The organism is Blautia marasmi, from assembly GCF_900258535.1.
Taxonomy (GTDB): Bacteria; Bacillota; Clostridia; order Lachnospirales; family Lachnospiraceae; genus Blautia; species Blautia hominis.
Window position 1 is genome coordinate 2,883,143 of sequence record NZ_OIWX01000001.1, and the last position, 13,692, is coordinate 2,896,834.

Annotated in this window: 7 protein-coding genes and 1 tRNA gene; 4 read left to right on the forward strand and 4 right to left on the reverse strand. The window is 48.6% G+C overall.

Annotation, left to right across the window (positions count from 1 at the left end; genetic code table 11):
- Window positions 1–11: 11 nt before the first annotated feature.
- The 3 genes from asrB to C6P39_RS12490 form a co-directional block, all read right to left on the reverse strand.
- A complete protein-coding gene (gene asrB / locus C6P39_RS12480) occupies window positions 12–806 on the reverse strand; it encodes an anaerobic sulfite reductase subunit AsrB (protein WP_104803991.1) in 795 nt (264 codons plus the stop codon).
- The gene (gene asrA / locus C6P39_RS12485; RefSeq protein ID WP_104803992.1) at window positions 803–1,816 is read right to left on the reverse strand and encodes an anaerobic sulfite reductase subunit AsrA; all 1,014 of its coding nucleotides are present in this window, start codon (window positions 1,814–1,816) and stop codon (window positions 803–805) included. Before asrA ends, asrB begins: the two co-directional genes overlap by 4 nt.
- Before the next feature lie 177 nt (window positions 1,817–1,993).
- A complete protein-coding gene (locus C6P39_RS12490; protein ID WP_104803993.1) occupies window positions 1,994–3,739 on the reverse strand; it encodes an ABC-ATPase domain-containing protein in 1,746 nt (581 codons plus the stop codon).
- Window positions 3,740–4,065: 326 nt separating this feature from the next.
- On the opposite strand from C6P39_RS12490, the gene C6P39_RS12495 reads away from it, so the two are divergent.
- Window positions 4,066–4,139: transfer RNA gene (locus C6P39_RS12495), tRNA-Arg, on the forward strand.
- Window positions 4,140–4,184: 45 nt separating this feature from the next.
- Here the strand turns inward: C6P39_RS12495 and C6P39_RS12500 are convergent.
- Window positions 4,185–5,675, reverse strand: coding sequence for a GntR family transcriptional regulator (locus C6P39_RS12500; protein WP_104803994.1), 1,491 nt, complete (start codon window positions 5,673–5,675; stop codon window positions 4,185–4,187).
- A gap of 147 nt (window positions 5,676–5,822) precedes the next feature.
- On the opposite strand from C6P39_RS12500, the gene C6P39_RS12505 reads away from it, so the two are divergent.
- From C6P39_RS12505 to C6P39_RS12515, 3 genes are all read left to right on the forward strand, one after another.
- A complete protein-coding gene (locus C6P39_RS12505) occupies window positions 5,823–8,081 on the forward strand; it encodes an EAL domain-containing protein (RefSeq protein ID WP_167398045.1) in 2,259 nt (752 codons plus the stop codon).
- A gap of 78 nt (window positions 8,082–8,159) precedes the next feature.
- Entirely contained in the window at window positions 8,160–8,987 is an 828-nt protein-coding gene (locus tag C6P39_RS12510) for a MerR family transcriptional regulator (RefSeq protein ID WP_095176000.1), read from the forward strand.
- A 174-nt stretch (window positions 8,988–9,161) separates the two neighbouring features.
- Window positions 9,162–13,646 carry a diguanylate cyclase domain-containing protein gene (locus C6P39_RS12515; RefSeq protein ID WP_104803996.1) on the forward strand — a complete coding sequence of 1,495 codons (4,485 nt, stop codon included), beginning with the start codon at window positions 9,162–9,164 and terminating at the stop codon, window positions 13,644–13,646.
- Window positions 13,647–13,692: the final 46 nt, after the last annotated feature.

The window sequence follows — 13,692 nt, forward strand, 5'->3', positions numbered from 1 at the left end:
CCCTGCACCTCCTAATCCAACAGCTGGCGGCCCTTGGTAAAGTTAAAGACAGGACCGTCCAGACATACATAGACATCATTGATCTTACAGTGGCCGCATTTTCCAAGGCCGCAGCACATTTTGCGCTCCTGGGAGATCCAGATCTGTTCTTCTTTTAATCCCCGGTCCATAAGCGCCATGGTGGAAAAACGCATCATGGCAGGCGGGCCTACTACAATGGCACAGGCGTCCTCCATATTCCGGAACTCCAGGTCAGGGATATAGGCAGTTACCAGCCCTTCTCTGTAGGATTCATCACCTTCCCGGCTGTCAACCGTGAGGATCAGGTTCAGATTTTCTTCCCAGAGCTTCAGATCCCGATGGAATAAAATGTCGTGTGGGGATTTGAAACCGGCAATGACTGTGACACTTTTTGCTGTCTGGGGATTGCGGGCAAAATGATCGATCACGCCGCGTACCGGGGACACACCGGTACCGCCTGCTACGATGACAAGCTCTTTATTCTTATAAATTTCCAGGTCAAATCCATTTCCGTAAGGACCACGCAGGAGCAGGGTGTCCCCTTCATATTGTTCAAATACTTCATTTGTGACTTTACCCACACGGCGTATGGTCAGATCCACAAAGCCGTCCCCTATGCCGCTGACAGAGATGGGAGCCTCGCCGTATTTGGGGATGGATACCTCAAAGAACTGGCCGGGTCTTACATCGCCGGTGTATTCCATGCGGAAGGTGTACTCTATGTCTGTGTGACGGATCACTTCTTTGATCTCAGAGCGAAAAGGGATATATTCATTTTTTATCATAAATCTTCCACCTCCTTCATGGCATCAGAAAGACGGTTCAGACAGTTTGAGAAGGAAATGTACTCCGGACAGACATCGTCACAGCGTCCGCAGCCCACACACATCTGATAGCCGGCTCTCTGTTTGAAATCCAGTGCCTTATGCATGACTTTAAAGCGCATACGTTCCCCGTTGGTTTTGCGGTAACTTCCTCCGCCTGCCACATCGGTGTAGCCATCCACCATACAGGAGGCCCACACTCTGCGTCGTTCGCCCACCTTGCCGTTATCTGTATAGAACAGATCCTGCATGGTGAAGCAGGTGCAGGTTGGACATGAGAGATTACAGCGTCCGCAGTTTATGCAGCGGCTGTCATATTCTTTCCAAATGGAGCTTTTGGCTGCTTTGGCGGTGAGCTTTTCGGGAATATGTACGCGGGTCTTTGTCTCTGTCACAAAAGAGGGGGAGACGGCTTCTTCAGAGACCGCATATTTTTGAAAGAGTTCTTTCTGTTCTTCCCATTTTACATCTATTTTCCAGGTTTCGTCCGCAAAATCCAGGCTGAAATCATAATCAGAGTTTTTATTTGTCCCCATATCCACGCAGAAGCAGGAGTCAAAACTGGAGGAACAGCCAAGGAGCGCGAATCTTACATGGTCACGAAGCTGTCTGTAGTAGGAATCTTCGGGGCCGTTTTCCAGATACATGTAGTCCAGACGGCGGATTGCGTGAAGGTCGCAGCTTCTCAGGAAGATAATGGCGTCCTTTTTAGGGGGATTAGGTTCCGTCACCTTATCCTCTGTGAAATAAAATAAGGTCTGGGAAATGGGAAGCAGCACCTCCTTGGGGGAGAAGCGTGATTTCCTGTCAAGTACGATCTCTTCAGGGGATGTGATCCTGTCATAGCGGATCAGATCCGTGTCGGAAAAGGCTCCCTTTTTCGGAAAATGTTTGGGAGCGTAAAGGTCATAAGTTTCGGTAAGAGCAGAAAAGACTTGCCGTAAATCCTGCGTCTTGTAACAATAACCCATAATTTCACCTCTTTCATAAATGGTGTGAGAACGCAAAAAAACTGCGGCTTCACTTATTTGGCTGCAATGGAACGTAAGGTATGACCGTTCGGTTTCCAATGCTTATGCAGATAAGTATAGCCGCAGTATTTTTAAAATGCCGTGATGATTCTCACGTTTTATAAAGTTTTTTGTGTTTTACTGTCTTCTGAAACGATTAAAGCAGGCGTATATCTCCTGAGCCCTGGGCATAGCCAGTCCGCACGGGGTGTAGGAAGTCCCGCAGACAGAGGAGAGGCCTTTTGTCTCAAGGTGGTGCAGGAGCAGCCTGACAATCTGGTCTAAAGTCCTTTTTCCGTCTATCAGGTTTTCACAGGCATAGCGCAGGATGGCGGCAAGCGCTGCCGTCTGCTCGTAGTCTGTGAGCTGTTCCACATACCGCAGGTCTACAGATTCCTTACCGATGGAAAAGGTGTAGCGGTCATGTGTTTTGGTCTTTAAACTCCGTTCTTCCCTGGCGTCGTTTCCGCTGTCTTTCGGCCCGCGTCCCCGGTGGCGGGGGGAGGAATCACGAAAATCCGGTGTGGTCATGATCCTGCGGCTTTCGGGCAGGACAAAGGCAGGGGTGTCTGCAGGGGGAAGCGGAAAGTCTTTGCAGAGTTTTTTTACAGATTCAGTGATATCCACCGGGCGGTAGCAGTCCATCTGGATGATCGTGTCTGCAATGTGGAAGAAAGCGCCGCTGCTGCCTGCAACCAGGATGGTGGAGATCCCCGCTTTGGTGTATAAATCCCTGGCACGCTCTAAAAATGGAGTGATAGGTTCCTTGTGCCGGCTGATCACATGCTGCATGAAGGTATCACGGACCATAAAGTTGGTGGCAGAGGTATCTTCATCTATGAAAAACAGATGGGAACCTGCTTCCATGCTCTCCACTATGGCGGCAGCCTGGGAGGTGCTTCCGCTGGCATCCGGTGTGGAGAAGCAGTGGGTATCCTTCTTGTTGGGAAGGTCATTGATGAACATGGAGATGTCCACATCTTTTACAAAACGTCCGTCCTCGGAGCGCAGCTTCACTGCCGTGTCATCTGCAATGACGTACTCTCTGCCATCCCCTGCAATGTGATTGTACACACCGGATTCCAAGGCGTTCAGAAGAGTGGATTTTCCATGGTAGCCGCCGCCCACAATCAGGGTAATGCCCACAGGAATGCCCATGCCGGTGATTTTACCCTTATGGGGAAGGTGAAGCTCTGTGCGCATGGATTCCGGGGAGGAGAAGGGGACGCAGTCTGAAAGCGGCTTGTCCGATACGCCGCTCTGTCTGGGAAGGATGGCGCCGTCCGCCACGAAAGCGGCCAGATTTCGGTTTTTCAGCTCTTCTCTGATGAATTGCTGGTCTTCTGCCAAAAAGAACACATTTTCTACAGCTTTGGCATTCTGGTTTTTATACAGGAAGGATTTCCGCACACATACCGGCAGAAATTCAAACAGGATTTTTTCCAGCTCAGGAGCATTGATGGTCCTGCCGTTTGCAGGGAAACCTACGGTAAAACGGGCAGTCAGATCCCTGTCCGTGATTTCACAGGCAGTGCGGTCCAGGATTTCCTGTCCGCAGCGGCTTACAGAGATAAGCCCGCTTTTTCCGGAACCTTTGGCCTTGAAGCTGAAATGATACACCTGTTGTTCAAACTGTCTGTTCAGATAGTCCTGAAGGGCGATCCGGGTATGTTTTTCCTTGTAGTATTGGGACGGAAATCCCGCCGTCAAAAGAGGGATCCGGATACTCAGGCTGGAGGGGGCCGCAAAAGGGTCGCCCTGCACATGGTCAATGGATAATGTATAGTCACCAAAAGCGTAGACACCCCGCAGATCCTTGTAGGCAGGATAACTTTTCCGGTGGATGGAGGCCAGCATGGTCTTCAAATCTGATGATGCTCTCATAATATTGTAACTCCTTTATAATAGGTAAATTGCGCTTATCTTTTACTATAAACAATTCGCCGAAAAATGGCAAGTATAGAGGATAAAAAAGTTGTAACTGTTCAGTACCTTCCCAGTTACGGGCAAAAATCCATGCAGAATCGCCTTGGGTGATGGGATTTTTGCTTGCAGCTCAAGGTTTTTTTACGGTCGGCGCAGTAAATGCGCAGACCTACTGTATAGTTACAAAAAGTTTAAAAAAACCTATTGACATTTTTCGTACCATAAGATATAATAAGTTTCGTTGCTAAGGCAATAACAAATTAATATCTATCCAATGATTGGATGTGCGCGTAGCTCAGCTGGATAGAGCGTCTGGCTACGGACCAGAAGGTCGGGAGTTCGAATCTTCTCGCGCACGTTAAAACCCTTGTAGAATGAAAATTTTACAAGGGTTTCTTTTTGTTCAGATATATAAGCTGATAAAAGACATATCCGGTGCTGCGATCTTGTCTGCTTCGGGGAGGCCGCAGCCTTTCATGAAGTCACGGACAAAGACCAGAATGTGGCAGTAGCACGCACTGAGCTGTCCGGCAAAGGCTTTCCGGTCTTTTCTGCGCAGATATTGAAAGGCCTGCAGACCCATCTGGTTAATGATATTGGACATTTGGCTGCCCTCCGGATAGAAAGAAAAATAGTATCCCCAGTGCAGCATTTTTTTAACCTCCTTCAGAATGATCCGGAAGGGATACAGCGGCATCCGCGCTGTGATACAGTCCATAATTAAGTCCAGGGGAATGGCGTATGGTTCCCGGAATCTTTCCTCCAGTGATCTTAGATTCTCTTCTGTTATCAGGTCAAAGGTCAGCGTGACGGCAGGGGGAGCAGCCAGGGCCATGAACTGGAGACTGCTTAAATACAGCAGCGTGTCATTTTTATATGTCTTGTCCTTCATGCAGGAGTAAGTAGCCCGGTCATTGAAAAGAGTGACCTGCGTTCCTTTGACATTGTAGGTTTTGCAGAAGCCCAGCCTGTTCAGGTTGGAGAGCGCCCTGCGCACTGTGGCTATGGAAACTTGATACTGCCTGGACAAAGCCTCCTCTGAGGGCAGAAACTCCTTGTCTTTATAAATCCCTATTCCTATTTTGTCAATGATATCCCTGGTGATCTGCATATAATAATGGTCTCTGCCAAGGTCCGCATCCCAGGAGTATAGATTTTCATCAGATTCCTGTATCTGCGGATACTCCGGGGAAAGCCTGTCCAGGTATTTTTTGATCATATCTTTGGTGAACCGGTAATGCGCAGTAAAATAGCGCAGCGCCTCCTCCCCGTTTTCCGGTTTCAGGAGTCCGGTGTGCCAGAATGTGTTTTGTTTTATGATATTATCTGCAGGCTCAGTCAGGGAATCTCTGTGTTCCCAGAAGAAGGGGATCTGTGCATAGAGTTCAAGACTGATATATAAGTCCCGGAACAGCAGGCTGCCGGAAGCGGAAAGAATTTCATGCAGAAAGGTGGAGTAAGTCTGCCATTTGTTTCTGTGGGCTTTTTTCTCCTGCGCCAGGATCCAGAGGCAGTTCTGCATTTTTTCCTCACCGCAGACCATGGCGGAAAAGGAGAAAAGAGGAGGCATCAGCAGTGCCATGGTTTCATACACAGACAGAATGGAGGATCTGTGCGAAAGGATAGTCTTTATGGAAGGTTCCCGGGATGCACCTGCCTCAGGTATTTGGGCCTGCCCGTATATCACAAGGGTGGGTCTGCGCTGGGCTGTCCGGATATAGCCCTCACGTGCCAGTGCTTTCAGAACATCCCTGGCTGTGCGCATTCTCACATGATATATTTCACAGAGCTGACTCATGGAAGGCAGTGTGCTTCCGTATGGGAGAAGCCCGGTTACGATCTGTTTTTTCAGGCTTTGGTATAAAAAGTCAAATAATCTGTTTTTCTGTTCCATAGTACCGTCTCCTTTGCGCCGATAGTATGTGTATTATTATAATACTATATGTACATGTACACAAATATCAGATTGCACAGAAAAAGAAAGCCATTGTAGAATATTTTAAAAGAGAAAAGAAACCGTATTACAGCAGGAGTGTGGAACATGAGACGAAGAGCTGGAAGGGGCTCTGCATATCAGGGGCCTTTTTTAATAAGCGGGGCCCAGGTGGGGATCATCTCTATGGTTATCCTGGTTACACTGATGATATCTGCCTGGAATGTTATTGACCTTCAAAAGGTATTGGCCCGCAGTACAGAAGAATATTTGAACGATGTGACCATGTATATGGCGGGAGAGATAGGCAATACCATGAAACATAAATCCCGGGATCTGAAAATGGCGGCGGACCTTATCGCAGATGAAGATAAGGCCGGACTTGAAACCATACTGGAACAGAAAGCCAAAATATTGGAATTTAATTTTCTGGGGCTTATCGACAGACAGGGAGGTATGGTGCATACACCACTGCCCGAGACCATTGGCGCGGCGGATCTGGAGAAAATAGGGAAACTGGATTGTGTCAGGGATTCCTTTGAGGGAAGGGACGGGACCAGTTATCTTGGCGGTCAGGAGATCATCTATTCCGTGCCGGTTTATAGGGACGGTACGGTGGAGTATGTCATGGTGGGTACTCGGAGCAAGGAAAAAATGCAGGCTATGATCGCGTCCAAGAGCTTTGACGGTGAGAGCCTGAGCTGTATCATTGACAGCAGCGGGAAGGTGATCCTATCCCCCACAGACCTAAAGCCGTTTCTTCAGCTGGAAGATATCTTCAAGAAAAGTGGGGACCGGGAAGTCGTATCTGAGCTGGAAGAGATGCTGAAGGACATGCAGAAAGGTGCGGGCGGAATACTGAAATTCACTTCGGTGCATCAGGAGGAGCTGTTTCTGTCTTATGATCCCTTGGGAGTTAACGACTGGGTTCTTCTGACCATCATACCTGCGGATCTGATCTCAGGCAGTCTGGAAGGGAATATATGGAGATTCTTTTTGATCCTGGGATTTGTAATGGCAGTGTTTTTTGTCCTCCTTGTGAAAGTGTACCGCTTTTTCAACACAGGGAGAAGGGAGCTGGAGCGTTACGCCTTTCAGGACAATGTCACCGGAGGGATGAACCAGGCTGCTTTTTGCCTGAAATATAAAGAGACAGCGCTTAAAATGGAGCCTTCTGCCTTTTGTATTGTCATGATGAATGTAAAAGGCTTTAAGATGATCAACGAGAGGTTCGGTATTGAGGGCGGCAATGAAATGCTGTGTTATATCCATCAGGTACTGCAGCGCCATATCAGGCCATCCGAAAATGAATTTGCGGCCAGAGCTGAATCAGACAGTTTTTTTCTGTGTCTGCGGGAGGCGGAACCGGAACGTATACAGACGAGGCTGAAGACTGTGATTGCGGAGATCAATTCATTTTCCGGCACCGAGGCACCCCATTACCCGGTATCTTTCCGCCAGGGAGCCTGTATCATTGAAGATCCGGGTGAGGAGATCACGATCTTACAGGACCATGCGCGCCTTGCGGAACAGAGCAGTGAGAAAAAAGCAGGGGAGGAATGTGGGTTTTACGATGAGGGATTTGCGGAGCGCCTGAAATGGGAGGAGGAGATGAACGAAATGTTTGAGGATTCTCTTTCCGGCCATGATTTCCAAGTGTTTCTGCAGCCAAAGATCAGTCCAAAGTCAGGGGAAACAAAAGGGGCGGAGGCACTGGTTCGGTGGCAGCATCCTAAAAAAGGTGTGATTTATCCATCAGATTTCATTCCCCTGTTTGAGCGGAATGGAAAAATATGCAGGCTGGATATATATGTGTTTGAAAAGGTATGTGCTCTTATGAAAAAATGGGAGGAAATGGGCAAAAAGCTGATCCCCATATCTGTCAATTTGTCGAGACAGCATTTCAGTCGGCCGGAATTTCTGGAGGAATTATCCGTGATCGCAGGCCGTTATGGCGTCAGAACAGACTTGCTGGAATTTGAGCTGACAGAATCCATATTTTTAGAGGAGAATCAAATAGACATAGTAAAAGAAAGCATCCGTCAGATGCATAAACTGGGGTTTCGGTGTTCCCTGGATGATTTTGGCTCCGGATTTTCCTCCCTGGGCCTGTTAAAAGAGTTTGATGTGGATGCGCTGAAGCTTGACCGGATCTTCTTTCAGGATATGCACAGTGAGAAGGCGAGGGATGTGATCGCCTGTCTGATGGAGCTGGCCAAAAAGCTGGATGTGAAAAACGTGGCGGAGGGGATTGAAGAGCGGGAACAGGTAGAGTACCTGCGTATGGCGGACTGTGATATGATACAAGGGTATATATATTCCAGACCGGTTCCGGCAGATGTGTTTGAGGAAAAGTTTTTGCGTTGATCAGGCTTTATGGGTATGGGATAATATGGTATAGTCATTTTATGGAGTACAGCGGATAAAGGGGCAAGGGAGGATAACATGTTTCAGAATTCTATACTTTTCACAGCAGGACAGTTTGCCAGGCTGCATCATCTAAACAAACGCACACTGCACTATTATGATGATATCGGACTTTTTTCACCTGCATACAAGGGAAAGAACGGGTACCGCTATTACACCTACCAGCAGAGTGCCGAACTGGAAAGCATACTGGCACTCCGGGAGCTGAATATGTCCATTGGGGAGATCAAGGAGTATCTGAACCGGCCCACAGCCCCTAGATTCATATCCCTGTCGGAGAAAAAAATAGGGGAGATTGAGGATACCATCCGGAATCTGGAGAGCCTGAAGAAGGTCCTGAAGAAAAAGCAGGAGATGCTGCGGCTCTGTATGGAGGTGGAGGACGGACAGATGGATCTGGTGGAGTGTGAGGAGGAGTATCTTTTTATAACGCCTCTGTCCTCTGAAGTGCAGCAGGGAGAATTTGCGGATATGAGCACCCTGCTGGAGCATCTGCAGACAACATGGGATTTGAGTAAATATAAGACGAGCTGCGGCAGCATACTCTCTGAGGAAAAGATCCGGCGGGGAGAGTTTGAGATCTATGACGGGTTATATACCCAGATGGAGCATCCGGCAGAGGCAGAGGGGTATTACAGAAAGCCGGCAGGAACATATCTTAGGGGGTTCTGCAAAGGAAGCTGGGACAAGCTGCCGGAACTTTACCACAGAATGCTGGCCTTTGCGGATGACCATGGCTGCCGGATCACAGGATATGCTTATGAAATCGGACTAAATGAAATTGCGGTGTCAGATATGGAAGAATATGTCACACAGGTGACCATCCTGACCCTTCCAAAGCCTTAGCCTGCCGGTTTGGCAGGCTATTTTCATGCAAGTTCCCTGCAAGCCATTCCGGATAATGGAAAAAAATTACAAAATCGAACAGAAAAGTTTAAAATTCGCCTCGGTTGTAATACAATGATTATAAAGGATGGAGAACTTCAAATAAACAGGAAGAACGAAGGAGGCCGATTGAGCATGACGGAAAAAGAAAACAGCTCTACCGGGAAGGAAAAAATCGGCGGAGGCGTATTTAACTGTCGGTATGATGAACATTTTACTTTGATTGATGCCGATGATTATCTGTTCGCATTTTTAGGGTACACACGGGAAGAATTTGCAGAACGGTTTCATAACCATGTTCTGGATGCCGTTTATGAGGGCGACCGGGAAATGATCCGGGAGGAGATCAGCAGACAATTGGAAACCGGCAATGTCTTTATGTATGAAAACCGGCTGGTTAAGAAGGGCGGAACGATCTGCTGGGTATGGATCAGCGCGGAGTTTAAGGAGGATACGAAAGACGGAAACTGGTTCCACTGCATTTTTCATGACACCAGCGCTGAGAAGGAGGCGCAGCGGCAGCTTGCCATCAGTGAGCAGAGATATGAGATCGTGCTGTCGCAGATGCAGGATATTATTTTCGAGCTGGACTGTGTTACTTATGAGATATATTATTCTCCTAATTTTGAGAAGAAATTCGGTTATCAGATCCCTGCGGAGGGGTTTCCGGATTCTATGTTCGCCACAGACATCGTATATGAGGCAGATAAAGCGAGACTGAGAGGGGGATTCCAGGCCATTTTGAGGGGCAATGACAAAATGGAATGCGAGTATCGTCTGAAGGGAAGGGACAGTTCCTACCTCTGGGTGGATGTCCACGCCACAGCGCTCCGGGATATGGACGGAAAACTTTTGAAGATCCTGGGTATCATCTCAGATATTGACCAGCGGAAAAAGGAAATTATCAGGGCGCAGAAGGCGGCCACTTTAGACCCCCTTACCGGTCTGTTGAACCGCAGGGAGTGTGTGGCAAGAGTCGAGCAATACATCCGGCAGGGACAAAATCCTGCTGCAATGCTGCTGATCGATGTGGATAATTTTAAGAGTATCAATGATACTTACGGACACCTGTTTGGAGACCGGGTATTAACTGAAACAGCAGGAAGCCTCCGCACCATTTTCAGGCGGGAGGATATTGTTGCCCGGATCGGCGGCGATGAATTTGTGGTGTTCATGACAAATCTACAAAAGAGTGATTTCATTGCCGGCAAGGTGGAGGCGATCCGGAAGATTTTTGACCATTATACCACAGGGGAGACCACCTGCAGTATTGGCTGCAGCATTGGAGTCAGCCTGTTTCCGGGACACGGCACGGACTTTATGTCCCTGTTTGCAAAGGCGGATGCAGCCATGTACCAGGCAAAGAAAAACGGCAAAGGGCGGTACTGCATTTATGGGCAGAGAGGGGGAACACGCCAAGGACAGGCAGAGGATGAGAGAGTGCAGGCTGTCCGCCAGGGGATTGGCCCGGATGGGGAGAAGTCTCTGGAAAGGGAGCTGGCTCATAAGGAGATGGTCTACCGGACGGCCCTGAAAAAATCCCGTATCAATGTGTGGGAATATGATATCAGGTCCCGCACACTGACCCTGACTGAGGGGGCGCAGGAAAACCATGGATTCGGGCAGATGGATAACGCGCCGCAGACACTGCTGGAAAAGGGGTATATACACCCCAGAAGCCGCCAGGACCTGCTTGATCTGTACAGCAGGCTGGAACAGGGGCAGAGTCATGTGCAGGCAGACATCCTCACCCGTTCCGCAGATGGCAGCTACTGGTGGTGGGAGCAGGTAAGCTACACTATGCTCTATGATGAGAAGGGGGCACCCTACTGTGCGGTTGCCGTCGGCGAGGATATCACAAAACAAAAAAAGGCGGAGATGATCTACCAGCAGGAGCTGCAGCTCAGACTCACCTATGACGGAGGTGTGATCGCCAGTTTCCGCTGCAATCTTGACCGGAACTGCGTAGAGTATGTGGAGGGAAAGGTTCAGAAGGAATACCCGCCGGGAATGACATATGAGGAGCTGATGGAGCTTCACAATGAGAGTATGGCCAATGAGGAGGATATGCTGCGGCTGCAGAAGCTGATGAACCGGGAAGCCCTGTGCAAAGCGTATAAGGAAGGCAATACAGCCATAAACTTTGAGTACCGCAGGAAAAACAGGAACGGCAGTCTGTTATGGGTCAATGCCGTGGCACGTCTGGTACGTGATGTCCAAAATGGAGACTTGTACGTCTACGGAACCCTGGAAAATATCAATGAAAAAAAGAACCTGGAACTGGCGTTGAAAGTCCGTGCACAGTATGATATGCAGACCGGGGTTTATAATAAGGATACTGCCATTCAGATGATAGGGGACGCTCTGCTGAAAAACCACAGCAAAGGGCAGTCCTATGCACTGCTGGTATTCAATGTGGACTATTTTACAAGACTGGTCCAGGAGATCGGTTATGTGGCCGCGGATGACGTGCTGAAAGAAATTGGCAACCAGATTAAGATGAGGTTTATAGAGGATGCCATTATCGGCAGGTTTTATGGGGATGAATTTGTTGTTTTTGTGTACAACGATCCGAAATCGGAATTTGTGCGCCAGTGCGCAGAAGAGGTGATCAGGACCATCGCCCTGCCTTATCTGTTTCCCAATCTCAGTCAGTCGGTCAATGTATCCTGCGGGATCATTTTTGAGAACCGGCCGGATACTATTTTCCAGGGATTATACCGGAAGGCAAAAGCAGCACTGGAGACCGGTATCTCCATGGGAAGAAGCGGTGTCTTTGTCTACAGCAGACAATTGAAAAAATATAAGCTGGAAGCCCCCAAGGAACAGGTAGCAGCGGAGCAGTTGGCCTGCACCGGGGTTGACAGTGAGGGGGAAAAGGTCCTGCTGCAGAGTATGTTTGCTCTTACCGGGGCAGCTGATTTCAGACAGTCATTGGAGACGGTGCTGGAAACCCTGGCTGCATATTATGGCGGGGACAGGGCATATGTATTTTCATGTGACCCGGAAAACGGCTGCATACAGGAATTTTATGAGTGGAAAAAAGAGGGGACGCCATCTCTTTTTAAGGATAGCAGCCTATACCTCCAGCCCGGAAATCCAAATGTGCGGGAATGGGCGGATTTAAGGCAGCTTCAATATGTAAGCGATGTGGAGGCGTGGAAAGAGAAACGCCGTACACTTTATAAGACTTTAAAGGACCTGGATATTCCATCCTGTTTTATGACAGAGCTGGAGGAGGGAAAAAGGCTTGTGGGCTGTATGGGCGTTGATAATCCCACAAAAAATACAGAGTACAAGGCCATCCTCACCACCATGCGCTACTTTATGGCCAACGAACTGACAAAGCGCGGCCTCCAGGAAAAACAGGAATTCCTGCTTCATCATGACGAATTGACAGGTGTGCTGAACCGGAACAGTTATAAGGAGTATTGTTCCGGCCTGCAGGAGGAGGGGCTTATCTCTCTGGGGGTGATCTCCATAGATATCAACGGTCTGAAGGATATTAACAGGGTTTACGGAAATGCCTACGGGGACAATGTAGTACAGTTTACCGCAGGTATCATGCAGGAAGAATTTCCGGCCGCAAGGATTTACCGCTTTACAGGAGATGAGTTTCTGCTGATCAGTGAGAATATTTCCCAGGACTCTTTTACAAAACGTCTGAAAAGAATGCGTGAGAGAATGCGCGATGTGACCAGTGTCTCAGTGGGCAGCGCCTGGACGGATACGGATATCAGCCTGGATTTTCTGATAGCCAGCGCAGAAGAACGGAGGATGATAGCCAAGCAGGAGTATTATAATAAACATCCCTTTATGGAAGTACATAAAAGTGCAGGAGTGCTGAAGGATCTGCTGAAAGATTTGGCGGCCGGAAGATTTACAGTATATCTCCAGCCTAAGATTGATACCTATAATAATACCCTGTTCGGTGCGGAGGCGCTGGTACGGTATCAGGACCCGGACAAGGGGATCGTGCCCCCGGGAAAGTTTATTCCGTTCCTGGAAGCAGCGGGGCTGATCCATTATATAGATTTTTTTGTGTTTGAGGAAGTATGCAAAATCTTAAAAGAATGGGAGCGCAGAGGTGTGGAGCTGATTCCGGTCTCCCTTAATTTTTCCAGGGCTACGCTCCTGGAAGAACAGCTTATTGATAGAATGGAGGAGATCATCTTCCGCTACGGTGTAGATAAGCGGTATGTGGAGATCGAGATCACAGAGAGTATGGGAGAGGTGGAGCGCAGCACCGTGGCCCAGATCGGAAAACAGATCTGTCAGGCCGGCTATCATATTGCCCTCGATGATTTCGGTGCGAAATACAGCAATCTCTCCTTCCTGTCCGCTATCCGGTTCAATCATCTGAAGCTGGATAAGGGGCTGGTGAATAACCTGCTCACAAATGAGAATGCGCGTATCATCGTGAAAAATATTCTGACGCTCTGCCAGGAGCTGCAGATGGAAGTGGTTGCTGAGGGAGTGGAAAACAGGGAGCAGCTTGAGATACTGAAGGATTTGGAGTGTTTTTATATTCAGGGATATTATTTCAACAAGCCCCTTCCAAGGCCGGAGTTTGACAAGCAGTATCAGAAGTCAGGAAGCCCCAAGGAAGAGAAGCCGTGATGATATAAGAGCGGTTTCAGCAGTTTTGCAGCGGGACAGTTACCGT

What these genes read in the sequence shown, in the direction of transcription:
- C6P39_RS12505 (WP_167398045.1), top strand. Translation starts at nt 5,823, where the DNA reads ATGAGACGAAGAGCTGGAAGGGGCTCTGCATATCAGGGGCCTTTTTTA.
- C6P39_RS12490 (WP_104803993.1), bottom strand. Translation starts at nt 3,739, where the DNA reads ATGAGAGCATCATCAGATTTGAAGACCATGCTGGCCTCCATCCACCGG.
- asrB (WP_104803991.1), bottom strand. Translation starts at nt 806, where the DNA reads ATGATAAAAAATGAATATATCCCTTTTCGCTCTGAGATCAAAGAAGTG.
- C6P39_RS12515 (WP_104803996.1), top strand. Translation starts at nt 9,162, where the DNA reads ATGACGGAAAAAGAAAACAGCTCTACCGGGAAGGAAAAAATCGGCGGA.
- C6P39_RS12510 (WP_095176000.1), top strand. Translation starts at nt 8,160, where the DNA reads ATGTTTCAGAATTCTATACTTTTCACAGCAGGACAGTTTGCCAGGCTG.
- asrA (WP_104803992.1), bottom strand. Translation starts at nt 1,816, where the DNA reads ATGGGTTATTGTTACAAGACGCAGGATTTACGGCAAGTCTTTTCTGCT.
- C6P39_RS12500 (WP_104803994.1), bottom strand. Translation starts at nt 5,675, where the DNA reads ATGGAACAGAAAAACAGATTATTTGACTTTTTATACCAAAGCCTGAAA.